Origin of the sequence: Streptomyces sp. NPDC059169 (assembly GCF_042755225.1) — a bacterium.
Lineage (GTDB): Bacteria > Actinomycetota > Actinomycetes > Streptomycetales > Streptomycetaceae > Streptomyces.
The window spans coordinates 21032-45916 of the sequence record NZ_JBHZCF010000001.1; the positions used below are offsets into that span (position 1 = coordinate 21032).

At 71.6% G+C, this 24885-nt stretch carries 20 protein-coding genes; 16 read left to right on the top strand and 4 right to left on the bottom strand.

Annotated features, from left to right (window positions below; translation table 11 throughout):
- Positions 1–2 precede the first annotated feature (2 nt).
- Positions 3–1076, bottom strand: a complete 1074-nt coding sequence (locus ACFXOM_RS00105) for a Ku protein (RefSeq protein ID WP_384942962.1) — start codon at positions 1074–1076, stop codon at positions 3–5.
- Positions 1077–1126: 50 nt separating this feature from the next.
- On the opposite strand from ACFXOM_RS00105, the gene ligD reads away from it, so the two are divergent.
- From ligD to ACFXOM_RS00160, 11 genes are all read left to right on the top strand, one after another.
- Positions 1127–2011, top strand: a complete 885-nt coding sequence (gene ligD, locus ACFXOM_RS00110; protein ID WP_384942960.1) for a non-homologous end-joining DNA ligase — start codon at positions 1127–1129, stop codon at positions 2009–2011.
- Between the two features lie 876 nt (positions 2012–2887).
- Positions 2888–3865 (top strand): DUF4129 domain-containing protein, encoded by a 978-nt coding sequence (locus ACFXOM_RS00115; RefSeq protein WP_384931574.1) that lies wholly within the window; start codon positions 2888–2890, stop codon positions 3863–3865.
- A gap of 35 nt (positions 3866–3900) precedes the next feature.
- Positions 3901–4398 (top strand): hypothetical protein, encoded by a 498-nt coding sequence (locus tag ACFXOM_RS00120; RefSeq protein ID WP_384931576.1) that lies wholly within the window; start codon positions 3901–3903, stop codon positions 4396–4398.
- Between the two features lie 65 nt (positions 4399–4463).
- On the top strand, positions 4464–5471 hold the full coding sequence (locus ACFXOM_RS00125) for an AAA family ATPase (RefSeq protein ID WP_384931579.1): 1008 nt from the start codon (positions 4464–4466) through the stop codon (positions 5469–5471).
- Positions 5468–6814 (top strand): DUF58 domain-containing protein, encoded by a 1347-nt coding sequence (locus tag ACFXOM_RS00130; protein ID WP_384931581.1) that lies wholly within the window; start codon positions 5468–5470, stop codon positions 6812–6814. The genes ACFXOM_RS00125 and ACFXOM_RS00130 overlap by 4 nt, the downstream gene beginning before the upstream one ends.
- Positions 6811–7410: a hypothetical protein gene (locus ACFXOM_RS00135; protein ID WP_384931584.1), complete on the top strand. Its 600-nt coding sequence runs from the start codon at positions 6811–6813 to the stop codon at positions 7408–7410. Before ACFXOM_RS00130 ends, ACFXOM_RS00135 begins: the two co-directional genes overlap by 4 nt.
- Positions 7411–7908: 498 nt before the next feature.
- Positions 7909–9930, top strand: coding sequence for a HEAT repeat domain-containing protein (locus ACFXOM_RS00140; RefSeq protein WP_385036639.1), 2022 nt, complete (start codon positions 7909–7911; stop codon positions 9928–9930).
- A gap of 441 nt (positions 9931–10371) precedes the next feature.
- Positions 10372–11073 (top strand): hypothetical protein, encoded by a 702-nt coding sequence (locus tag ACFXOM_RS00145; RefSeq protein WP_384945083.1) that lies wholly within the window; start codon positions 10372–10374, stop codon positions 11071–11073.
- Positions 11070–12431, top strand: a complete 1362-nt coding sequence (locus ACFXOM_RS00150; RefSeq protein WP_384931592.1) for an ATP-binding protein — start codon at positions 11070–11072, stop codon at positions 12429–12431. The genes ACFXOM_RS00145 and ACFXOM_RS00150 overlap by 4 nt, the downstream gene beginning before the upstream one ends.
- Before the next feature lie 26 nt (positions 12432–12457).
- The gene (locus ACFXOM_RS00155) at positions 12458–13843 is read left to right on the top strand and encodes an FtsW/RodA/SpoVE family cell cycle protein (protein WP_384931595.1); all 1386 of its coding nucleotides are present in this window, start codon (positions 12458–12460) and stop codon (positions 13841–13843) included.
- A complete protein-coding gene (locus tag ACFXOM_RS00160) occupies positions 13840–15306 on the top strand; it encodes a penicillin-binding transpeptidase domain-containing protein (protein ID WP_384945081.1) in 1467 nt (488 codons plus the stop codon). Before ACFXOM_RS00155 ends, ACFXOM_RS00160 begins: the two co-directional genes overlap by 4 nt.
- A gap of 411 nt (positions 15307–15717) precedes the next feature.
- Here ACFXOM_RS00160 and ACFXOM_RS00165 read toward each other — a convergent pair whose 3' ends face one another.
- Positions 15718–16407, bottom strand: a complete 690-nt coding sequence (locus ACFXOM_RS00165) for a hypothetical protein (RefSeq protein WP_384931599.1) — start codon at positions 16405–16407, stop codon at positions 15718–15720.
- Positions 16408–16551: 144 nt separating this feature from the next.
- On the opposite strand from ACFXOM_RS00165, the gene ACFXOM_RS00170 reads away from it, so the two are divergent.
- On the top strand, positions 16552–17658 hold the full coding sequence (locus ACFXOM_RS00170) for a GlxA family transcriptional regulator (protein ID WP_384931602.1): 1107 nt from the start codon (positions 16552–16554) through the stop codon (positions 17656–17658).
- A 118-nt stretch (positions 17659–17776) separates the two neighbouring features.
- Here ACFXOM_RS00170 and ACFXOM_RS00175 read toward each other — a convergent pair whose 3' ends face one another.
- Positions 17777–18385, bottom strand: coding sequence for a Uma2 family endonuclease (locus tag ACFXOM_RS00175; protein WP_384931605.1), 609 nt, complete (start codon positions 18383–18385; stop codon positions 17777–17779).
- 295 nt (positions 18386–18680) lie between these two features.
- On the bottom strand, positions 18681–19784 hold the full coding sequence (locus tag ACFXOM_RS00180) for a ferritin-like domain-containing protein (RefSeq protein ID WP_384945078.1): 1104 nt from the start codon (positions 19782–19784) through the stop codon (positions 18681–18683).
- A 152-nt stretch (positions 19785–19936) separates the two neighbouring features.
- On the opposite strand from ACFXOM_RS00180, the gene ACFXOM_RS00185 reads away from it, so the two are divergent.
- From ACFXOM_RS00185 to ACFXOM_RS00200, 4 genes are all read left to right on the top strand, one after another.
- On the top strand, positions 19937–20872 hold the full coding sequence (locus ACFXOM_RS00185; RefSeq protein WP_385036641.1) for a diiron oxygenase: 936 nt from the start codon (positions 19937–19939) through the stop codon (positions 20870–20872).
- A 104-nt stretch (positions 20873–20976) separates the two neighbouring features.
- Positions 20977–21720 (top strand): TetR/AcrR family transcriptional regulator, encoded by a 744-nt coding sequence (locus ACFXOM_RS00190; protein WP_384931614.1) that lies wholly within the window; start codon positions 20977–20979, stop codon positions 21718–21720.
- A 14-nt stretch (positions 21721–21734) separates the two neighbouring features.
- Positions 21735–22010: a hypothetical protein gene (locus ACFXOM_RS00195; RefSeq protein ID WP_384931617.1), complete on the top strand. Its 276-nt coding sequence runs from the start codon at positions 21735–21737 to the stop codon at positions 22008–22010.
- 39 nt (positions 22011–22049) lie between these two features.
- On the top strand, positions 22050–24830 hold the full coding sequence (locus ACFXOM_RS00200; RefSeq protein WP_385036643.1) for a PQQ-binding-like beta-propeller repeat protein: 2781 nt from the start codon (positions 22050–22052) through the stop codon (positions 24828–24830).
- Positions 24831–24885: the final 55 nt, after the last annotated feature.

The following is a 24885-nucleotide window of genomic DNA, read 5'->3' on the forward strand; positions in this document are numbered from 1 at the left end:
GGTCAGGCCGACGCGCGTTTGCGCGGGGTCGCCTTCTTGGCGGTGGGCTTCTTGGCGGTGGACTTCTTGGCGGTGGGCTTCTTGGCGGTGGACTTCGCGCTCGTCGACTTCGCCGGGGCGGATGTCCCGTCGGCCGACTTCGACGCCCTGGCCGACGTCGTCTTCTTCGCCGGGGACGTGGACTTCTTGCCGCCCGCTTCCTTCGGCGACGTCTTCACGGGCTTCTTGGCCGCCGCCTTCTTGCGCGGCTTGAGCTCCCTGACTTCGCCCGACTCCGCGCCGACGGCCTCCGCCTCCTCCCCGCGCGCCTCCTTCGCCGCACGGACGCTGCTCTCCAGGGCGGCCATGAGGTCGATGACCTTGCCGCCGGCGGGCGGGGCTGCCGACGGTTGGAGCTCGACGCCCTCCGACTTGGCGGCGATCAGCTCCTCGAGCGCCGTCCGGTAGTCGTCGTGCAGCGATTCCATGTCGACGTCCCCGAGCGTGTCCATGAGGGCGTCGGCGAGATCGAGTTCCGCGTCGCGGATCGTGACGTCGATCTCCGGCGCGACCCCTTCAGGACGCCGGATCTCGTCGGGCCAGAGCAGCCCGTGCATGGCGATCACGTCACCGACCACCCGGAGCATGCCCAAGCGCTCCCTCCCGCGCAGGGCGTACTTGGCGACGGCGACCTTCTTGCTCCGTTTGAGAGCCTCCCGCAGCAGGGTGTACGGCTTGGCCGCGGGCACCCCGTATGCCGAGAGGTAGTACGCCGCGTCCATCTGCAGCGGATCGATCTCCGACGCGGGCACGAAGGCGACGATGTCGATCGTCTTCGCCGTGGGCAACGGCAAGGCGGCGAGGTCGTCGTCCGTGATCGGGATCATCGTCCCGTCGGTGTCCTCGTACGCCTTGCCGATCTCGGCCTGCGACACCTCTTGGTCGTCCAGCTCGCAGACCTTGCGGTACCGGATGCGCCCGCCGTCGGCGCTGTGGATCTGCCGGAAGGAGATCGAGCGGCTCTCCGTGGCGTTCACCAGTTTGATCGGGATGCTGACCAGCCCGAAGGAGATCGCGCCGTTCCAGATGGCTCGCACGTCGTATCCCTTTCATCCGATATGTAGGGGATTCATGGGATTCTCATCGTATGACGCCCATCACAGAGGTGGAGGGGCGACGGCTGACGCTCAGCAACCTGGAGAAAGTCCTCTACCCCGCCACCGGAACGACGAAGGGCGAGGTGCTGCACTACTACGCCACCGTCGCTGATCCGCTGCTCAGCCACCTCCGCAACCGCCCGCTGTCCTTCCTCCGCTATCCGGACGGGCCCGACGGCCAGCTGTTCTTCACCAAGAACCCCCCACCCGGCACCCCGCCCTGGGTGGAGGTCGCGGAGGTTCCGCGGTCCTCGCGGGAGAGCGGCGAGCAGGTCGTCGTACAGGACCTGGCATCGCTGGTGTGGGCGGCCAACCTGGTCGTCGAGTTCCACACGCCGCAGTGGCGGGTGGACCGACCGGGTTGGGCCGATCGGATGGTGTTCGACCTCGACCCCGGTGCACCGGCCACCGTCGAGGAGTGCTGTGCCGTGGCGCTGTGGCTACGCGAACGGCTCGCCGCCGACGGTCTGGACGCCTACGCCAAGACCTCGGGTTCGAAGGGCCTGCACCTGCTGGTGCCCCTGGAGCGCACGCCGTCGCAGCAGGTGTCCGCATACGCCAAGGACCTGGCCGTCGAGGCGGAGGCGGAGCTCGGCGAGCTCGTGGTCCACCGGATGAAGCGCGCCCTGCGGCCCGGGAAGGTCTTCGTCGACCACAGTCAGAACGCCGCGGCGAAGACCACCGCCACGCCGTACACCCTGCGCGCCCGGCGGGAGCCGACCGTATCGGCTCCGGTGACCTGGGCGGAGGTCGAGGGCTGCGACTCCCCCGAGGCGCTGGCGTTCCGTCTCGGGGACATCGCGGCACGGCTGGAACGGCACGGGGACCTGCTGGGCCCGCTGACGGACCCGGCCGCGGCGGGGTCACTGCCGTGAGCGCGCACCCGGCGGTTGCGCTGATGAGTGGGTGGAGTTGGTGGAGGACGCCCACTACGGTCCGACCTCGGCGACGCACTACCGGCAGACGATCGAGGCGTTCTGCACGCACGTCGATGCCACCGTCCCGCGGCCTCACGGGGCGAGTCTGGCGGGCACCGACCCGGACCTGCATCACGCGGTGACGGAATGGGTCCGTTTGCTGCCCTCCCGGCATAGGCCCGACTCGCGAAGTCCAGCCTGGCACGCGGGTCGGCTGAGGACACTGATCGGGCGGCGGTCGCTGCACGCCGAGCGTGTGGTCGCCGGGCACTTGCACGGCTGGCTCGAAGGCGCCCTGGGATTCACCTCAAGAACAACCGGCAAGAGCGCCAGCAACTCCAGGACCAGGTCGACGCAGCCGCTACCGTCATCGCCGTCTTGCTCGCGGAGAACACAGCCCTTCGCCAGCAGGCCACCAAACAACCAGCTGTCATCATCCCCCTCGACCGCACCCACGTCATTTCTGAGTGAAAGGCTCCCCGGCCCTACAGGTCGTACGCGCTTGTTTGTCAGCCATCAGCGACACGACAACGCGAACTCGGTGGCCTTCTCCGTGGGCAACGTGCGCATTCTTCACGGGCCCGTTCGGCATGATGACCAACCCTGTCGCCCACATCCTCACACAGGTATGGCGTCGCCTTCACGCCGGACACCGCCGCTGCGTGCCCGTCCGGCCCTAGCCGAGAGACGGCAGGAAGAAGTCCGTAGGGATTGCCGTAAGTCGGCAATGAAGCGGCTCGCCTCGCCGTGTCAGGATTCCGTCAAGTCGGGGATCGGCGACAGGGGACCAGGACGGCGCGCATGGCCTAGCCGATCACCAGGGAGGGGGTCGCGGTGGAGCTGCCGCACACAGCGGGCGGGCGACGGTGGCACCGCGCGATCGGCACCGTACAGGCCGCGTCGGCGGTGCTGGTGGTGGGCGGAGCGGCGCTGGGAGCACTCCTGCTGCACCCCGACAGGGGCCTGTTGGCCAAGGGTCGCGGGCCTCTCGGCGACAACCCCGTCTTCGTCGTCGGCCTCGCCCTGCTGTCGCTCCTCGGCGGCTTGGGGCTGCGCGAGAAGTACCGGGAGCAGGTAGGCGCCGCCCGGGAACTCAGCCCGGTGGAACAGCGGATGGTTGACGGCGTGAGCCGCGTCCTGATGGCCGCGACGCTGGTCGTCCCGTTGCTCGTCCTGGTCCTGCACCAGTTCGGTTCGTCCGGCAGCAGCCACGGGGGCGGCCACGAGTCGTTACCGCTTCCCAGCCCGCGGCAAAACCCCGTGCCCACCCCGCCGCCCGCACAGCATGCCGGGCACACTGGCCACAGCATGCACTTCGGGCTGACGCGCATCCTGCTCGGTCTCGGCATCGCCCTGCTTGTCGTGGTCGTCGTGATCGCCGGGCTGCATCTGTGGCGGTATCTGACCCGGCCGCCGGCGCCCGAGGGCCCGGCGACGTACGCGACGCTCGACGACGAGCAGGAACGCCTGGCCCAGGCCGTGGACTCCGGGCGCCGTGCCCTACTGGACGGAACCGACGCCCGCGCAGCCGTCATCGCCTGCTATGCCGCCATGGAGGAGTCGCTCGCCGACTCCGGCGTAACCCGGCGTGCCTCGGACAGCCCGCAGGACCTGCTGGAGCGGGCCGTCGCCGACGGCCTGCCCACGGGGGCGGCCGCCGCCGTGCTCACCGCTCTGTTCCGCGAGGCCCGGTACTCTACGCACCCGATGGACGGCAGCCATCGCGACCGGGCCGCGACCGCGCTCGCGGAGATCGCCGACGGCCTGCGCTCGCGGACGTCTGGACCCGAAGCCATGACGGGTACCTCGTGAAGGCGCCCGTCCGGTTACGGGCCATCGTCAACTCCGTGCTCGGAACGCCCGGTTCGGTACGTCACTCGCTGGCCGTACTGGGCATCGTCGCGGTCGCGACCGCAGTGCTGCTCGCCCTGGCCGACGGTGCCGCCGCGGCCGCCACCGGCCTTGCCCTCATCACCGCAGTCGCGCTGACCGTGGGGCGCTATGCCGCGGGCGGCGCCGCGCAGGACAGCGGCTACCGCAAACCGGTGCGCCTGCTGGACAGCCGGGCCCCGGCTCTCGGCGGATGGCGGCGCATCGTGGCCAACACCTTCGCGGACGACGGCGAAGCACACTTCGACACCGTCTTGCGGCCGCAGTTGCAGCGGCTGTTCGCCGCCCGGATGGCCGAACGGCACGGCGTGGCGATGTACCGGAACCCGCAGCAGGCCCGGGCCCTGGTCGGAGCTGAGCTGTGGCCGTGGATCGATCCCGAGGCGACCGCTCCGCAACCCACTCTCCCCGAGCCCGTCCTGCGCTCCCTGCTCGACCGCCTGGAAGCCCTGTGACCGGTGGCGCTGCGGCCGACCCCGCAGCCCGCGCACCCCGACCCCTGCCCCGTGAGGAACCGACCGTGACCAGCCCACAACCCACCTCCGGCCATGGCACCCTGACTTCCCGACAGGCGGGAGAACGGGCTGCGGCCGTACTCGACGAGATCCGCACGGCCGTGGTCGGCAAAGCGGAACCGCTGGCGCTGGTGATGCTTGGCATCCTCGCCGGCGGCCACGTCCTCATCGAGGATCTGCCGGGACTCGGGAAGACGCTGCTGGCACGCTCCTTCGCCACCGCTCTCGGCCTGGACTTCCGCCGCATCCAGTTCACCCCCGACCTGCTGCCCTCCGACGTCACCGGAGCTCCGTTCTACGACCAACGGACCGCCGACATGGTCTTCCGGCCCGGACCGGTCTTCACCCACCTGCTGCTCGCCGACGAGATCAACCGCACGCCGCCCAAGACCCAGGCCGCGCTGCTGGAGGCGATGGCCGAGTCCCAGGTGTCCATCGATGGAAGTACCAGGTCGCTGCCGAAGCCCTTCGTGGTCGTCGCCACCGCCAACCCCATCGAGTACGAGGGCACGTACACCCTGCCCGAGGCCCAGCTCGACCGCTTCTTGCTGCGGGTTCGCATGGGCTATCTGGCGGCGCCCGAGGAGGCAGGCATGCTGCGCGCGCGTATCGATCGGGCGGCGCCCGAGGCTGTGCTGCGCACGCTCAGCGGACCGGACGAGGTGCTGGCCATGCGGGCCGCCGTCGAACGCGTCGAGGTGGACGACGACCTGCTGGAGTACGTCGTCGCGCTGGTCCGCGCCACCCGGGCCCACCCTCATATCCAGGTCGGCGCCTCTCCACGCGGCGGCCTGGCCCTGGTGCAGCTCGCCCGCGCCCGTGCCGTCCTGGACCTGCGGGACTATGTAACCCCGGAGGACGTCAAGTCCGTGGCGGTGCCGGCCCTCGCGCACCGCGTCACCCTCAAGCCGGAGCTGTGGGTCCGGCAGATCGACGGCGACGACGTGATGCGTGAGATCGTGCAATCCGTGCACGCCCCGCAGACCTTGCCGCGCACGCCGATCGCGTCATGACGGAGCCCGTGCCGGCCCGCAGAGCGGCCGCCGCCGTTCAACGGGCCCTGGACGGCCGCAACGACGTGACCGCCCAACCCCCGCCGCCGCCTCCGCCCGGTTGGCGCGCCGGTGAACGTGCCCTGCGGCTAGGCACGTTGGCCGTCGTCGCGCTGGCCGCCGCACTGATCACCGGGCGCCCCTGGGTACTTGCTCTCGCCGCCGCGCCCCTGGTGCTGCTCGCCCTCGCCCTGCCAAGTGGGCCGCGCCCGGAAGGGGTGACGGCCGAGGCCGAGGTAGAGCCGCGGCGTTGCTTCGAAGGCGAGCAGGTGACGGTGCGGATCACGGTGTCCTACGACGGGGAGACCGGCCGCCTGGACCCCGGCGTCGCCCTCGGTCACGGGGTCCGGCTCGACCACCTCGCGGTCGGCCCGCACCGCGTCGATCTCGTCCTGACCGCACAGCGCTGGGGCCGCTGGACGCTCGGCACGGTCGACGTCGACGTCTACGACCGCGGTGGGCTGACCCGGCGCACCGTCCGGGCCGAACTCGGTGAGATCGCCGTCTTCCCGCTGCCCGGACACGCCAGCCTCACGCCCATCCCGGTTCGGCTGCCGCAACGGCTCGGCGAGCACACCGCCGTGCAGCGCGGCGAGGGCATCGAGGTCACCGGCGTGCACCCGTATGTGCGCGGCGAACGGCAGCGGCGGATCCACTGGCCGGCCACCACCCGCCGCGGCACCCTGCAGGTTCACCAGTTCGCCGCGGAGCGCACCGCCGACACCGTGGTGCTGCTGGATGTGCTCGCCGACGTAGTCGACCCGGTCACCGGCGCGTCCTCGCTCGACGAGACCTTCCGGGCCGCTGCCGGGCTGGTCCGCTCTTACCTGCGCAGCCACGACCGGGTCGGCGTCGTATCGGTTGGTGGCGCTGCCCGCTGGCTGCAACCGGGCAGCGGCCAGGGGTACTTCTACCGCATCGTCGAGAGTGTGCTGGAGGTCCGCAAGGACCGCGCGTACCGCACGGAGGGACTCAGCCTGCTCCCACCGCCCGCCTTGCCCGAAGGAGCGTTGGTGTACGTCATCACGCCCCTGACCGACCAGCGGATTTTCGACATCCTGCACCAGGTGCGCGGACGGGCCAACCCGATGGTCGTGGTCGAGATCCCCACCGGAGAGCCGGTCCTGGAACCCGGCGACACGGAAGGTGAACTCGCGCTGCGGCTGTGGCAGGCTGGCCGCGACGCCATGCGCTTCGCCTTGGTGGAACGCGGCATCGCGGTCGTCACCCACCGGCCCGGCGAGACCCTCGACCTCACCCTTGCGCCGCTGCTGCGCACCCGCCTCCACGGGGGGACCCGATGACCACCGCCCCCCGGGTCGCCCGGCCAGGCCCGCGCCCAGCCCACAGCCGAACCGCCCTGTTCATCGGACGTCTCACCTCCCGCATCACCGACCGCTTGCTCGGAACGGCCCTTGCCGTCGCCGCCTGCGACCCGCCGGCCGCCCTGCACGCACCATTGCTGTTCAGGATGCTGGTCCTGGGGGTGGCGGCGGCCGCGTGGTGGGCCGCTCCGATGGTCGACGCCCGCCCCGTCTTGACCTCCATGCGCTGGCAGACCGTCGCGGCCCGCCGCAGGACGACCGTACTGCCGGCGGCGGCGATCGCCGTCGCCGCGGCCACCGGCCCGCCGGTCTGGCTGGTCGTCTGCATCGCCGCCTTGCTGCTTGCCTACCTGCTCGTCACCGACGCGTGGACAGCCGGTGTCACCGCCCCGCCCGACTGCCCGCAGGCGACACCCGCACTGGCCGCTGCCGCCGCGACCGCAGTGATACTGCTCGCCGCCCAAGCGCCGGTCGCGGGCACCTCATGGGCACGGCTGCCCGCCTCACTCGCCATCGCCGCGACCACGGTTTGCCTCGTACTGGCGCTGCGCACCCGTCGCAGCCCGCCCGGCTGACCCGAGACTCCTGGCGGGTTTGGCGCTTATCTCGGCGTCACCCCAAAGACCGTCAAATGGGACCGAATCTCACTGTCAGGAGGCCAGGTCTCGTTGTCAGAACCCGACTCCCGACCTGTCTCATGAGACACATCGAATTCCGCAGAACGACGGGCATCGGTCCACGACGCCGCGGTGGTCGGCCTCACGGGGCCTGTGGACCGGCAGGCCGTCGGGCGCCCCCAGGAGCAGCTCACGAGCCGCTCGTCCGGCGACGGGCCGCCGGCGAGACGCGGCAGGCTGGCCTGGAGCCGCGAACGGCCGTTCGTACGTGCTGATGTGACGCACCGTCGGTCCATCCCTCCCCACCGCCCCCGACCACGGCAGCGGCCTCCGGGCGGCACCGGCAGGGGATCCGCACCGCCCGGACCGTGCTTCTTCGGCTTGCGCACGCAGGGTGCTCGACGCCGTCCTGGTGCACACTCTCCCCAAGCACTGGCGCTCGCGGGAGGGAACAGCGTGTTCACGGGGATCGACGAGGTCGACTGGGCCTCGATGGGGCATGCGTACGGTCCGGCGGACGACATCCCTGGACTGCTGCGCGGGCTCGCCTCAGCGGATCCGGCGGAGCGGGAGAGCGCGCTCGACGGGATGTACTCCACCGTCCACCACCAGGGTGACGTCTACGACTCGACACTGGCGTGCATCCCCTTCCTGCTGGAGCTCGTCGCCGCCCCCGAGGTCCAGGACCGCGGCGCCATCGTGGAGTTGCTCACCAGCATCGGGGGCATCGACCTGGACGACGACGAAATCGACCCGGAGGACGAGGAGTTCGAGGACGCGGCCAATTACGCCATGGCGGCGGCCGCCGTGGCTGCGGGCGCCGACGTCTTCCTCGGCCTGGTCGGCGACCCGGACCCGGGGGTTCGGCTCGCGGCCCCGTGCGCGCTGGCGATGCTGCACGCGGAGCCCGCGCGGGTCCTGGCCCTGCTGCGGGAGCGGTTGGACTCCGAACCGGACACGGAGGTACGGCTCGCTCTGGTCGAGGGGGTGGGACGGATCGCCCTGCGCCACGGCGCCCTCCGGGAGGAGGCGGTCCGGTGGCTGATCACGCTGCTGGCGCCGCACCGCCCGTCCGATCTGCGGCTGTCGGCGCTGACCCAGCTGGCGCGCTGCGCCCCCGGTAGGCTCCCGGACGACATCGCCTCGACCGCGACCGCACTCCTGCGGGCCGCCGACACGGGCCCGGGCGCCGACACGGGCGGGCTCGGCGACGGCAGGGCCGGTGAGGACGGCAGCGGCCCCGAGGCTCCGTCGGCGGACGACCTGCTGCGGACGCTGCACTCGGCGCTCGGGGACCGCGTCGACGACCGGATCGCCCTGCTGACCGGCCAGCTGACCAGCACGGACCCGACCCAGCGCACGGACGCGGTGTGGATGTGCCACGGCTTGATCCGGGCCTGGCGCGGTTCGTACGACGAGGTCGTGCAGCTCGTGGGAGCACAGCTCTTCGACGTCGACCCATTGCTGCGCGGCGCCGCCGTCAGCCTGCTGGAGAGCCTGTTCGACCTGGCGCGGCCCGCAGCCGATGCGCTCGCCGCGCGCGTCGCCGACGGTGAGCCGGACGACCACCGGGCCCTGGTGGCGCTGGCGAGGCTCGGCGATCCACGCGCGGTCCCGGCACTCGCCACGGCGCTGGAGCGGCCGGACCTACCGCGTGACGTGGCCCTCGCCGTGCCCTACCTGGGTGCTGCGGCGGAAGACCTGGCGCCCGTGTTGCGGCGGCGGCTCGGCGAGGTGGCGCACGACGAACAGCTCTGCGACCGCGCGGCGCCCCTGCTGAGCGGGTTGGCCGCGGTGCGGGCCGTGGAGGCGCTGCCCGAAGTGCTGGGCGTCCTGCACGAGGCGCCGGTGCAGTGCTGCGAGTGGGGCACCGAGGCCGCCCTGCGGACCCTCACGGCGTTCGGCCCGGCCGCACTCGACGCCGTTCCGGATGTGTGGGCGCTGCTGCGCAGTCCCTCCGCATCGGTCGCGTCGGCCGCCGCCCGGGCACTGTGGGCGATCGCCGGTGACTCCACGGCCGTGCTACCGGTGCTCACGGAGTTGCTGACGGCGGACGGCCCCGACGCGCGCCGGTCGGCCGCGACCGCACTCGGTTCCATCGGCCCTCGGGCGGTGACCGCCGCCCCCGAGCTGCACCTGCTGCTCACCTCGCCCGAACGCTGGCTGCGCATGGACGCGGCCGTGGCGTTGTGGCGGGTCACCGGCACCGCCGGGGACTCCCTGCCGGTGCTGCGCGCAGCCTGGGAGGAGAACCGGTACGGCCGCGTCGAGGTGGCCGAGTGTCTTGCCGAGATGGGCCGTGCGGCTGCGGACATGGCACCGCTACTGCGGGCGGAGCTCTCCAGACCCCGACGCCACAACGTCCTCGACGGCGGTTCGGGCAGCCATGACATCGAACAGGACGAGCGGCTGCTGGCCCTGTGCCGCAGAGCGTTGTCCGCGCAGAGCGGGGCGTCGCGCCCGGGGGCCCGTCCGTGACCATCCGGCGGGGAGGACGGGCGGGACTCCCCGCGGAGCCCGGCACCGCCCCGTGCGGACGGAGCGCGCACGCGGTGCGGCACCGGCCCCGCGTGAACGGCTATGGACAGCTGTTACCCAACTGATGAAATCCCGCAATGAGGGACATTTACTGTCGTACGGCCGGGAGACCCCCACCAACGGGGCGGTGGAACGGCGGCGCGCAGTCACCGCCGCCGGACGTTTCCCCGCCACCACCCTCCGCATTCACACGATCCACAAGATGGACAAATACGACTTCCCGCTGGATTGCGCATAGGGTCTACGGGAAGAACGGCCGGTCGCAGCTCCGTTCGAACACCCGGGGTGGCACGCTCGACGACGGCGACCATCGCCAGGACACCGACTTCGTCGCTCCGCAGGCCGCGGAGGACCCAGATGCAGAAGGAGCAGGGAGCCCCCGTGAGCCCGAAACGCACCGGTATCGGCGCAGCGCTGGCCACGGCCGTCGTGCTGCTGCTGTCCGGTTGCGGCAACGCGGGCGGCCTGGAGAGCGCCGGCTCCACCCCGACCGCAGTGGGCCCGGTCGAATTGTGGCCCGACCTGCCGCCCATATCGGTGCCTCCGGTCGACTACGGCGAGAGCGACACCCGACGCGTCCCCGGCATCGCGGTGCCGAACGGCGACGTGCACGCGGTGAGCCCGACCGCGGTGGTCCAGGATGACGTTTCCGCCCAGCCCACCAAGGGCGCCCGGGAGGACGGGCTCTCCGAGGCCACGGTCCGGCGGATACGCGACTGCACCGCGCAACCTCAGGCCTGCCCGATCCTCAGGGCGCACTACCACGACCTGACCGGCGACGGGAAGGACGAGCTGATCATCGGCATCACCCTGCCCGACAAGCAGACGTCGATTCGGGTCTACATGCCGGAGGACGGCGGCCTGACGCGCATCATGGAGGACGCCGAGCCCATCGTCAGCGTCTCGCTGGCCGGCCGGGACCTGATCATGCGCTCCCTCTCCGCGGGCATCCCGGGCTACGAGTACCGGACGGCGTGGTCCTGGGACGAACGGCAGCGGGCCATGCTCCCCGCCCGTGACGAGATCATCCGGATCAAGCCGTCCACGTCCGCAACCCCCGAAGCCTCGGCGGACACCCGATGAACCGTCGACCCGCCACGCGCAGGCCACGGCCGCGACTGCGACCGCCTGCCTGGACCGCGACGCTGACCTGGAAGGCCGCCGTCTTCATCACCGTGATGTGCTGCTCCCTCGCGGCACTACTCGGCGTGCTGGTGCACGTGTCGGTGACCAAGCAGACCGTCGACCAGGCACGGGACAAGGCCCTGGTCCGGCTGGAGGACGCGACGGAGGCGTACGAGGCGGGCGACCCGGTGGGACGGCCCGGCGCCGTGGATCCCCCGGGCCTGCCGGCCGAGCTGCGGGCACTCGCCCTGAGCGGCCGGCGCGGCACGATGGTCTCCGACCTCGCGGGCCGGCCGACGATGTGGGCGGCCGGACCCGCCGACGGTCGCGCCATCGCGGTGAACATCGACTACAGCCTCAGCGCCAGCATGATCACGGGGTTGGACCGCGCGATCGTCGGCTCGTCGGTGCTGGCGATCGGGGCGACCCTGCTGTTCGGGGCGTTCGCCGTGAGCAGGGTCACCCGCAGGCTCCGGCTGACCGCCCTGGTGGCACGTCGCATAAGCGCGGGCGATCTGGACGCCCGCGTCAACGACCCCCGCACCAAGGACCCCTCGCGGCCCGAGGACGAGGTCGCCTCGGTATCGGGGGCACTGGACACCATGGCCAGCACCCTCCAGGCGAAGTTGCTCAGCGAGCAGCGATTCACCGCCGACGTCGCGCACGAGCTGCGCACCCCGCTGACCGGACTGTCCGCCGCGGCCGAGCTGCTTCCGCCGGGCCGTCCCGCGGAGCTCGTGCAGGACCGGGTGCGGACCATGCGGGCGCTGACCGAAGACCTGCTCGAGATCTCACGTCTCGACGCGGGCGACGAGACGGTCGACCTGGACGTCCACGAGCTCGCCCCGCTGGCCGGTCGGGTGGTGCGCATGATCCGGGCCTCCGAGGCGGAGACCGAGCTGTGCGTCCTCCGGGAGGCGAGCGTGGAGACCGACAAGCGCCGACTGGAGCGGGTCCTCGGCAATCTGATCACCAATGCGCACCGGCACGGTGCACAGCCGGTGGTGGTCACCGTGGACGGGCCGCTGGTGACGGTCCGGGACCACGGCCCGGGCTATCCCGAGTACCTACTGGAACACGGACCCCAGCGGTTCCGCACCGAGTCGGGCGGCAAGGGCCACGGTCTCGGGCTGACCATCGCGGTGGGCCAGGCCGCGGTGATCGGCGCCGAGCTGGCCTTCACCAACGCGCCCGACGGTGGGGCGGTCGCACGACTGACGCTGCCCGAGTACGTGCATCTCGGCGACCCATCCGGCATCACGGACCCGGAGCACACCGACATGGAGCGCGTCACACCCATGGATAACCGGACATAACACCCCAGCTTGCTACGTTGCGTGGCATGACGGCCACGCCAGCGGACGCTCCCGTGTCGGCCCCCAGCCCGACGAAGGGGCGGGGGGTCGAGCTCTCCCTCCTGATCGGCGCGGTCCTCATCGCCACGTACGGCTACGTCGGCGTGGGCGTCGCCAGGAACGGCGCCGTGCCACCCGACGCCGCGGGATACGGTGCGGGGCTCGGTCTGCTCGCGCTGCTCGCCCACAGCGCGGTACGGCTCCGCGCCCCGCATGCCGACCCGCTGCTGCTCCCCATCGCGGTCCTCCTGAACGGCATCGGCCTGGTGCTGATCTACCGGCTCGACCTGGGGACCCCGGACGACCGGGCCGCCCCCGCACAGCTGATCTGGTCCACGCTCGGTGTCGCCCTGTTCGCCGCGGTGGTCGTGCTGCTGCGCGACCACCGCGCGTTGCAGCGGTACGCCTACCTGTCGGTCGCCGCGGCCCTCGTCCTGATGGTCGTGCCGATCCTGTTCCCCGCGGTGAACGGCGCGAGGATCTGGATCCGGATCGGCGGATTCTCCTTCCAGCCGGGCGAGTTCGCCAAGATCCTGCTCGCGGTCTTCTTCGCCACCTACCTCGCCGCCAACCAGAGCGCACTCGCCCACACCGGTCGCAGGATCTGGAGGCTCCAGCTTCCGACCGGCCGGGCGCTCGGCCCCATCGCCGCGATCTGGCTGATCAGCGTGGTCGTCCTGGTCCTGGAGCGGGATCTGGGCACCTCACTGCTGTTCTTCGGCCTCTTCGTGATCATGCTCTACGTCGCCACCGACCGGACCGGCTGGATCGCCGTGGGACTGCTGCTCGCTGCGGTCGGCGCGTTCGCCGTCGGCACCCTCGAACCGCACGTGCACGGACGCGTCCAGGACTGGCTCGATCCGTACGCCTCCATCGAGGCCGGTCAGGGGCCGAGCCAGCTGGCCCAGTCGCTGTTCGCGTTCGCCGCCGGAGGGGTCCTCGGTGCGGGACTGGGAGCGGGACACTCCACCCTCATCGGGTTCGCCGCGAAGTCCGACTTCATCCTGGCGACCGCGGGAGAAGAACTCGGGCTCGCCGGACTCACCGCGCTCTTCCTGCTGTACGCGTTGCTGGTGGCGCGCGGCTACCACGCCGGTCTCGTGCTGCGCGACCCCTTCGGACGGCTGCTCGCCGTCGGCCTCGCGGCCATCATCGCCGTGCAGGTCTTCGTCATCGCGGGCGGGGTGACCGGATTGATCCCGCTGACGGGCATGGCCATGCCGTTCCTCGCGCAAGGCGGTTCGTCCGTCGTCACCAACTGGATCATCGTGGCACTGCTCATCCGGCTCAGCGATTCGGCCCGCACGCCCCTGCCCGCCGCCGTCGAAGCCGGTGTCATCGCACCGCAGACCGCCCGGGAGGGGGCGCAGTGACCCGGTGCATCCACCGCGCCGCAGCGCTCTGCCTGGTGCTGCTGGCCGCCCTGCTCGTGAACGCCTTCCGGGTACAGGTCCTCCAAGCCGAGGACCTCACCGCGAGCCCGGCCAACCGCCGCCCCGTCATCGCGCGCTACGACGAGCCCCGCGGCGACATCGTGGTCGGCTCGCAGCGCATCACCGGCTCCAAGGACACCCGTCAGCAACTCCGGTACGAACGCACCTACCTGGACGGACCGTTGTACGCCCCGGTCACCGGCTACGCCTCGCAGACGTACGGCACGACGCTGCTGGAGCGGGCCGAGGACGGCGTACTGGCCGGCACGGACCCGCTGCTCGCCCCTCTCCCCTTCTGGAACGACTTCACCCGTTCCGAGCGGCCCGGCGGCAAGGTCGTCACGACCATCAGGGCCCCCCTGCAGCAGGCGGCCTACCGCGGGCTGCACGGCAGGCGCGGCGCGGTCGCCGCACTCGAACCGTCGACCGGCCGGATCCTGGCGCTGGTGAGCAGCCCTTCCTACGACCCGGGGGTGCTGTCGGGCAACAGCACTGAGGTCACCGACGCGTGGCAGCGGCTCAACCGCGCACCGACCCGGCCGATGCTCAACCGTGCCATCCGGCAGACCTATCCCCCGGGGTCCGCGTTCAAGATCGTGACGGCGACGGCGGCATTGGAGACCGGGGTCGTCAAGGACCCCGGGGCTCCGACCGACACCCCTGATCCGTACGTGATCCCGGGAACGGTGACCGCGCTCCCGAACCCGGTCCCCGGTTGCCGCAAGGCGTCGCTCGTGTACGCGATCCGGTGGTCGTGCAACACCGTGATGGCGAACCTGGGAGTGAAGGTCGGGCTCGCCGGGATGAGGAAGGCGGCGAGCGGATTCGGCTTCAACGACGGCGGGCTGATGATTCCCTCCCGGGTGGCCCCCTCCACCTTCGACCGGAAGATGTCCGTGGACCAGCTGGCGCTGTCGTCCATCGGCCAGTTCGACACGGCTGCCACGCCGCTGCAGATGGCGATGGTCGCGGCGGCCGTCGCCAACGGAGGGGAACTGTCGTACCCGTATCTGGTGGAGCGCACGACGACCAGGGACGGCGACACGGTGCGGGAGGCCCATCGGCGGTTCTACCGGCGGGCGATGAGCCCGGTCACGGCACAGCTGATGCAACGGCTGATGGTCGAGGCGGCCGAGCACGGCACGGGCAGACGCGCACTGATCAAGGGGGTGACGGTGGGCGGCAAGACGGGCACCGCCCAGCACGGGGTCGACAACAGCGGTACGCCGTACGCCTGGTTCATCGCCTGGGCGCAAGCACGGGGGGCGTCCCGCCCGGCCGTGGCGGTCGCCGTGGTCGTGGAGGATCCCGCGGCGGCGGGCGGTGACATCAGCGGGGGTGGTGACGCGGCGCCGATCGCCCGGGCGGTGATGGTCGAGGCGCTGAAAGGAGCCAAACCCTGAGGGGCGGCACGAACCACCACGAGGTATCTCCGAAGTGTGCTGACAACGGGCCAGGGGATGATCCGAAACCCGGACCGTCCGGCCCAACGCCCTCAGAAGGGCGGGGGGAGCTCGGGACGCTGGCCAGGTGGTGAGGTAGTACTCACCGATCGCCGCGTCCAGGAACTCTCCGAGTGCCTGATCGTCGATCAGGACGGTGGTGCTGGTCGGGGCGCCGCAGCGGGCCGGTGTCGGTGGCGGCCCGGAGGTCGCGGTCGTCGGGGTCAAGGAAGGTGCTCTCCGGGGAGTCGCAGGCGGAATCCGAAGCCGTTGGGCGCTCCGGGGCCGGCGGAGCGCCGCGCGGGACCTCCCGCCCGCACCGGGAGGCACCCAGGATCGGGCACTTGGCCGGTGCGGGTGGGTGGGTGGGTGTCAGGAGGCGCAGGCGGTGCGTTGCTCGGCCGTCATCGCGACGGATCGGGCGATGAGGGAGTCGTTCTTCCCGGTGGGCGCACTGAAGGTGCTGTTCTTGATGACGACGTGGCGGTATCTCTTCTTGGTGCCGCTCCTGATCTTGGTGTCCGACGTGAAGTCGAGCCTCAGGTCCCCGGTGGCGGTCCCCATCTCCGCGGCTCTGCCGAACCAGCCGACGTTGCAGGCCGGGACAGGCAGGCTGTCCGTCTGCGAGACGGTGCTCGACCGTGTCCACGTCTTGGTGTACTTGGCGGTCACCGCGACCTCCGCCGCGCCCCAGATGGCGGACTTCACCGAGGAGCTCACCTCGAAGCTGTCCGAGCTCGTGACCGTGTCCGACCAGGCCAGCGTGTGGGTGACCGTCGTGGAAGCGTAGTTGAAGACCCGGTCGCCCACCGGGTGTTCCGGCCCGGGCCCGGTCCGGTAGGCGGTCGGGGCGTAGCTGATCTTGCAGTCGATGGTCGTGTAGGGGTCCAGGGGCCCGATTTTGTGCGCGTCATAGCACATCTGCAGGGCTTTCGCCGCCAGCGGGTCACTGGCTTCCAACGTCAGGGTACGGTTCTGCGCCGCTGCGGCCGGTGATGCGGTCAGCCCCAGAATCCCCGCTGCGATTCCCGCCGCGATCGATGCTCGTCGAATGGATGGCATGGGTGTGTGTTCCCCCTCAGGGTGGTGAACGGTCGAAGAGGCTGGCCAGGCGTCGCACGCACGCGCAGGGACAGTGGCGACGCGCCAGCCCGACGATCATTCTGGAGCTCCGCCGCTGCTGAACGTGAGTGCTAGAACATGCACATGCCGCAAGAATCCTTCCACGGCCCTGCAGGGCTCCGCCCGCGCCGCGTGGCGGTCCTGGTGGACGAGAACACCAACCCGTTCGAACTAGGCTGCGCCACTGAACTCTTCGGCCTACCCCGGCCCGAACTCGGCCGTGATCTCTACGAGTTCGCGCTCTGCACGCCAGGCGACCGCACGGTCATGCGCGGCCGCTTCTTCACCCTCACCGAGACGGCCGGACTCGAAGCTGCCGACGCCGCCGACACCCTGGTCGTCCCGAGCAGGCCGGACGTCGCCCGCCCCCGTCACCCCGCCGTACTGGACGCCATACGCCGCGCCCACGCGCGCGGCGCCCGACTGGTCTCCTTCTGCACCGGCGCGTTCGCCCTGGCCGAGGCCGGCGTGCTCGACGGGCGCCGGGCCACCACGCACTGGCAGTGCACGGAACTGCTGCGTTCCCACTACCCCGACGTCCACGTCGAACCCGACGTCCTCTTCGTCGACGACGGCAGTATCCTCACCTCCGCCGGCAGCGCCGCCGCACTCGACCTCGGCCTGCACATCATCCGCCGCGACCACGGCGCGGAGACCGCCAACACCATCAGCCGCCGTCTCGTCTTCCCCGCCAACCGCGACGGCGGCCAGAAGCAGTTCATCGAACGCCCCATGCCCGACCTGCCCGACGAATCCCTCGCTCCCCTCCTGGCCTGGGCCCAGGAACGGCTCGACACCCCCCTCACCGTCGCGGACCTCGCCGCCGAGGTGGCCGTCAGCACCACCACCCTGCACAGGCGCTTCCGCACCCAGCTGGGCACAACACCCCTCGCATGGCTGACCGCGCAGCGCGTCGCTCTCGCCCGTCGGCTCCTGGAACGCGGAGACACCCGCATCGACGCCGTCGCCCGCCACAGCGGACTCGGCACACCGGCCAACCTCCGCACCCTGTTACGCCGCGAAACGGGGCTCACCCCCTCTGCCTACCGGCAACGCTTCGGCCCGGAAACCCACTTCACGACCGGCCCCTCACCCCTCACGGCCCCAGCGACGACCACGACGGCCGCCCCGCGCACTCCGGACACACGGCCCGCACAAACCCGGCCTCGCCCCACCGCGTCACAGAAATGAACCGTAACTGCCCACCTGCGAGCTGCCCGCCGGAAGCACCTGGCACCCGCGGCGGCGAGATGCCCCGAAATACCACACCCCGCGATCCTGGGCTCACCGCGGCGATACCCCACCACGGTCAGGAGCGCTGCTCCCGTCGTCCCAACGCGGTCAGGTCGATGTCCAGTGGGAAGGGCAGGTCCAACGTGAGCTGCTTGTGGTGGATGCCGGTCAGGCCGTACGACGCCGTCGCGGGATCGAGCTCGTAGACGTACACGACGGGGAGTCCGTCGTCCTCCTCGACCCGCCAGTAGTGCACCACGCCTGCGCGCGCGTACTTCCTGGGCTTGACCTCGCGGTCGCGCTCCACCGAGTCGTCCGACACGACCTCGACGACGAGGACGACGTCCTCGGGCCTGAACCAGGTCTGCCGGGGGCCGGTGTCCGCATCGACGGGGACCACGAGGACGTCTGGCTCGGGGCGGTTCCGGTCGTCGAGCCTGACCGTCATTTCCCCGATGGCCTCCAGGTGCTCCGGTGCCTGCCGCGTCAACGCACGCACCAAGAAGTGGATGACGCGCGAGTGGAATCGGGTCTGCGGACTCACGAGGACGAGACTCCCGTCGATCAGCTCCGTGTGCGGAGGAAGATCCGGGAGCCGGTCCAGGTCGTCCGCCGTCCAGCCACCGGCGGGGGGGCGCGGCCAGGCGTACTCCCCGTCCAGCCCGTTGTCGCGTGCGGCGCTCATGATTGCTCCCATGCGGCGGAGTCTGCCTGGTACGAGCAGCCTACCCAGCAGGCCCCGGGGTCCTCGGCGGATCTCCTCGTAAGCCTGCTTCCGTTCCCGGAACAGCGGGAACCACCGTTCCCCGAAGGCGTTCCCGAGGGCGAGCCCCTCGATGCTCCGGCGGGCGGCGGCCCGAGCGGCGCGGGCGGGGTCCGACGGGTGGGCGGAGCCGTCGGCGCGGTCAGGAAGGTCTGCCTGTCTCATGGCTGCCGTGCTGCCGCGCCGCGCGGTGTTCGTACACGGGGATCCGGCAGGGTCAGGGCCGGCCCTCGGCGATGGTCTCCGCCACCTCCGACACGCGTGCCGCCTCTTCCGCCGCGAAGCGGTCCCGGTCGAGTTGTTCGGCGAGCTCCTCGTCCTGGGACATCAGCAGATCGAGGTTGGAGTCGCCGAGTTCGAAGACCCCCATGTCGACATAGGCCTGCTGCAGCCGCTCGCCCCACAGCCCGATGTCCTTCACGCACGGCACGATCCGGCTGAACAGCAACTTCCTGAACATGTGGAGGAACTCGGAGTTCTCCGTGTACTCGTGCGCCTCCTGCTTCGAGATGCCGAAGTCCTCCAGCACTTCGACGCCCCGGATCCGGTCGCGCATCAGGTAGCAGCCCTCGATGACGAACTCCTCGCGCTCGCGCAGTTCCGCGTCCGTCAGCTGTCCGTAGTAGTCGCGCAGCGCCATCCGTCCGAACGCGACGTGACGGGCCTCGTCCTGCATGACGTAGGCCAGGATCTGCTTGGGCAGCGGCTTGTCGGTGGTGTCGCGGATCAAGCCGAACGCCGCCAGGGCCAGGCCCTCGATGAGTACCTGCATGCCGAGGTAGGGCATGTCCCAGCGCGAGTCACGCAGGGTGTCGCCGAGCAGCGTCTGCAGGTTGTCGTTGATCGGGTAGAGCATCCCGATCTTCTCGTGCAGGAAGCGGCCGTAGACCTCGGCATGGCGCGCCTCGTCCATGGTCTGGGTGGCGGAGTAGAACTTCGCGTCCAGGTCGGGTACGGACTCGACGATCCGGGCGGCGCACACCATGGCGCCCTGCTCCCCGTGGAGGAACTGGCTGAACTGCCAGGAGGCGTAGTGCCGGCGCAGCTCGCCCTTGTCCTTCTCCGTCAGCTTCGCCCAGTGGCGCGTGCCGTAGAGGCTCAGCGCCTCGTCGGGCGTGCCGAGCGGGTCGTACGGGTCCACCTCGAGATCCCAGTCGATCCGCTTGGCCCCGTCCCACTGCTTGTCCTTGCCCTTCTGGTAGAGGGCGAGGAGACGGTCACGCCCGTCGTCGTACTCCCAGTTGAACCGGGCGGAGCCGGAGGCGGGGACGGACCAGACGGGCTCGTGGGGCGGCTGGGTGTAGAGGTCATGTGTCGGCACGAACGGCTCCTTCGGCTCAACTGACGGTCCGTTGGCAGGCTCACACGTTGGTAGACGTTGAGTCAACAAGTGCCACGCGAGGGATTGACGGCACTATTGACGCGCAGTCTCATAACTCCTGAACGACAACGGCGAAGACGAGGTGCCCAGCCATGACCCATGCGCCCGAACGCGATCTGACCACCTTCCGCGACGCCCTCGGCCCGCTCCGGGACCGCGAACAGGTCGCGGCGCGCCTGCTCGCGTCGTCGGCGAAGCACTCCTTCGACCCGGACACCGAACTCGACTGGGACGCCCCGGCGGAAGAGGGCAAGTGGTTCTGGCCGCCGGAACTGGTCTCGCTCTACGACACGCCGCTGTGGAAGGGGATGCCCGAGGAACGGAGGATGGAGCTGGCGCGCCGCGAGGCGGCCTCCCTCGCCTCGCTTGGCATCTGGTTCGAGATCATCCTCATGCAGCTTCTGGTGCGGCACATCTACGACAAGCCCGTGACCAGCAATCACGTGCGGTACGCGCTCACCGAGATAGCGGACGAGTGCCGGCACTCCATGATGTTCGCGAGACTGATCGGGAAGAGCGGGGCTCCGACGTACCCCGTGCCCCGGCTCTACCACAACCTGGGGCGCGTGCTGAAGACCGTCTCCACAACGCCCGGTTCCTTCGCCGCAACCCTGCTCGGCGAGGAGATCCTCGACTGGATGCAGCGCCTGACCTTCCCCGACGAGCGCATCCAGACGCTGGTACGCGGCGTCACCCGCATCCACGTGGTGGAGGAAGCGCGCCACGTGCGCTACGCCCGCGAGGAACTGCGCCGCCAGATGGTGACCGCCCCGCGATGGGAGCGGGAGCTGACCCGCATCAGCTGCGGTGAGGCGGCCCGCGTCTTCTCCGTGTGCTTCGTCAACCCCCGGGTGTACGAGGACGTCGGACTGGACCGCCGCGAAGCCGTCGCCCAGGTGAAGGCCAGCGGCCACCGCCGCGAGGTCATGCAGAGCGGAGCGAAGCGCCTCACGGACTTCCTCGACGACATCGGCGTACTGCGCGGTGCGGGCCGCAGGCTGTGGAAGAGCTCGGGCCTACTGCCCTGACGGCTCCCGAAGCTGCGGAAGCGGCCCGCGCCGGGTCCCGGGACCCGGTCCGGACCCCGGGATTCCGCGCCCTGGGATGCGGGGGCTGCGGTTACGCTGCGGGCATGACCCCGAGTGCTCCTGCCACGCACCGCGCGTACCGGCGGCTCAGCGTCGAGGAGCGGCGCAGCCAGCTCCTCGGCGCTGCTCTCACGCTGTTCGCGCACCGAGCACCGGAGGACGTGTCGCTCGACGACGTCGCCGAAGTCGCCGGAGTCTCACGGCCGCTCGTGTACCGGTACTTCCCCGGAGGGAAGCAGCAGCTGTACGAGGCTGCACTGTGCAGCTCCGCGGACGCTCTGGTGCTCTGCTTCACCGAGCCCCCGAAGGGCCCGCCCACCGCGCGCCTCGGGCGGGTGCTGGACCGCTACCTCGTCTTCGTCGACGAGCACGGCACCGGGTTCAGCGCGCTGCTCCAGGGCGGCAGCGTCGCCGAGACGTCGCGCACCGGTGCGATCGTCGACCGGGTGCGTCGCGCCGCCGCGGAGCAGATCCTCGTCCACCTCGGGGTGCCGGCCCCCGGGCCGCGGCTGCGGATGATGGTGCGCACGTGGATCGCGGCGGTCGAGGCCGCGTCCCTCATCTGGCTCGACGAGGGCAAGCAGCCGCCCGTCGAAGAGCTGCGCGACTGGCTCGTCGACCACCTGCTGGCCCTGCTCACCGCCACCGCGGCCACCGACTCCGAGACCGCGGCCGTGCTCGGCGAGCTCGTCGGCCGCGAGAGCGGCGCCGGTCCGGTCGGGACGCTCGCCCGGCGGGTGGTCCCGCTCGTCGGCGGGGCCGCGCACCTGCTCTCTGCGCAGGAGTGAGCGAGACTGGGCGGGTGAGAAGCGAGAACACCCCCTTCGTCGGCGGGCCGCTGGACGGGCGGGTCCTGCCCGTGCTGGTGGGCCCCACCGGCAATCCCCCGCTGTGGTACGAGGTGCCGGTGCCCGATGACGCCGGCGGTCCCCCCACGGTGCACGCGTACCGCCGTGTCCCGGCGGGCCATACCAAGCGGCTGGCGCTGCCGCGCGGATGGAAGTACGAGTACGCCCCCGCCGGCCGGGAGCGGCGCCGGCTCAACTGGCCCTGGTCGAAGCCGAAGCCGGCCGAATAGGATCACGGCAACGCCACGCACACAGGGGGGAACCCACCGATGGAGCCGGTGCAGCCGCTGCAGGACGACGATCCGCGCCGCATCGGCCCCTACGTCACGCTGTCGCGCTTCCGCGGGACCGCGAGCACCGTCCGGTACCTGGCGGCCGACGACGACGGGACCGTGGTCGTCGTCTCCCTCGCCAGGCCCGCGCTCGCGACGCTCCCCGCGTTCCGGCACCGGTTCGCGGTGGAAGCACGCATCGCGGAGCGGCTGAGCGGCGGCTGGGTCCTCGCTCCCCGGAGGTCCTCCACGGAGGGAGCCGAGCTGTGGACGGCGAGCGCCTACGTCCCCTCCCTCACACTCGCCGAGGCGATCGCGCTCGGCGGCCCGCTGCCCGAGCGGGCGGTACGGGTCCTCGGCGCGGGCCTCGCCGAGACGCTCTCCCGCGTCCACGCCACCGGCACGGTGCTGCACGGCCTCGCCCCGGAGACGGTCCTCCTGGCCGCGGACGGCCCGCGGCTCGCGGCCTTCGGGGCCCTCGGTGCCGCCGCACACGCCGAAGCCGGCCCCGGCGGCGGTCTGTCCGTACGGCTCGACTACCTCACCCCGGAGCAACTCGCCGGTGAGAAGCCCGGCACCGCGTCCGACGTCTTCGTCCTCGGCCTGCTACTGGCGTACGCGGCGACGGGCACGACCCCGTTCGCAGACGGCACGGCCATCGCGGACGCGGAGCCAGGACTCGACGGCGTGCCCGTGGGGTTGCGCCCGCTCGTCGCCTCCTGCCTGGCCAAGTCGCCCGCCGACCGTCCCACCGCCGGCAGCGTCGCGGCCGCGCTGGCCCTGGAAGGAGCCGCAGCCCTGGCAGAGGACGGGTGGCTGCCGGTACCTCTCGTCACCGCCCTCGACGCGGCCGAGGCGGAAGTGGAGTCACTGCGGCGCCTGCGGCGCGGGACCAACTTCGCGGGTGATCCCCGGGCCAAGGGCGCACCCGGAGGCACCGACGACCCGGCCGGTACGCCCTCCGGCGAGGACGGCGCGATCGGCACCGCGCCGGAGGACGGACGGCAAGGTCCGCACCGCGCGGCCACCACCGGTACCGTCCGGCCCGCGGTCGCCACCGGGCCAGCCGGTCCGGTCACGACCGGCCCCGGCGGCTCCTCCCCCGGCGTCCTGCTACCCGCCGCCAGGGGCTCGCAGAGGGACGCTGTCCCGGACGCCGGGGGCGGGACGCCCCGCGTACGGGCGCTGGTCCCGGTCGGCGGCGGAACGGCACGGGCCCTGAGTGGCGGGTCGCCCGGCACCACCACCCTCTCCCTCGCCGCCGTCACCACCACGGATACGACATCCCCGGACCTCCCCGGGTCCGGGACGGAAGCGGACTCCCTCACGGCTCCCGCGGCAGCGGAGACGACCCCGAGGGCGCTACCCGCCGGACCGGACCGCACGAACGCCTCCCCGGCGGGCCTGCCCGAGCCCCTCCCCGGCCGCACGGAGTCGGCGACGGGCCGGGCAGTGCTCGGCGCCCCCGGAACGGCAGGCCCCTCGGTGACGCTCCCCGATCGGCTCTCCGGGCCCGCGGGAGGCGGCGCCGACGTCCCCAAGTCACCCCTCACCGCCTCGGTGCTCGCCGCGAAGGCCGGTGCGGAACGGCGGGCACTGGTCGTCGGGGCGGTCGCCGGGGCCGCCGGCCTGGTCGTCGGTGGCGGGCTGGGCATGGCCGTGGCGGGCCGCGGCACACGGTCCACCGCGCCCACACCGGCTCCCGTACCCACCGCGCGATCGCTGCCCGGTGTGCCGCCCACGCCGCTGTGGGCCTACCGGCACACGGGGAACGAGCCCGTGCAGGCGTCCGCGTGGCGCGGCCGGGTGCTCGTCCTGGGCGACGCGGAGGGGACCACCGGCATCGATCTGCGCACCGGACGCCGGCTCTGGGCGCAGCCCTCGGCCGCGACCACGCACCGTCCTGTCGTCACGGGTGACGCGCTGTTCGTCATCGGCACGACCCACTTCGTGTGGCTCTCGCCGCTGGACGGCACGGTCCGCGCGCGGGTCGCCGTGCCCGCACACGTCAGCACCGTCGCCGCGGCCGACGGTCGCGTCGTCTGGTTCACGGGCACCGCGGGCGCCCGCACCGATCTCTTCGGGTACGACACCGCCGCCCGCAAGGAGTTGTGGCGCACCGAAGTTCCGGCTGGCCGCGGCCGGGACGCGGTGCCGCGCTACCAAGGGGTCGCCGTCCGCCCCGACGGCATCCTCGTACGGCAGGACAGCGGGTCGCTGACGTCCCAGCAGCAGAAGGCCAACAAGGGCCGGGCCCTGTTCGCGCTGTACGACCGGGCCTCGGGAAGGCGGCTGTGGGGCAAGTACTTCGGCACCGTCCATCAGGACGCCGTCGTCTGCGGTGAGGCATCGGGCAGACTGTTCGCGGTCCAGGACCGCGAACTCCACGCGTACGACACGGACACCGGCAAGCGACTGTGGCGGGCCGCAGGTGCGGCGGGCGAAGGGCTGGTCCACGGCGGCACGCTCTACGTCCCGACCGCGGCGCACCAGGTGTACGCGTTGGACACGGCGACCGGCGGCACCCGCTGGACGCAGTCCACGGAGTCCGGTGGCGCCGGGGAGCCGCGGCTGCTGCTCTCCTCCGACGGCCGCACGGCGGTGGTCCTGGACTCCACGCAAGTCACCGCCTTCGCCACGGCGGACGGCAGCAGGCTGTGGAAGTTCCAGGACGCGGGGGACCGCACCCCGGCATCCGGCTACCAAGGCGTCTCGGCCGGGCGCACCGCCGTGGTGTGGCGCGACCGCACCTTCTACGCACTGCCGTTGGGCCGCTAGACCGACGCTGCCCCGGGGGGGGGAGGGAGGGAGGGGGGGGAGGGGGGGGGGGAGG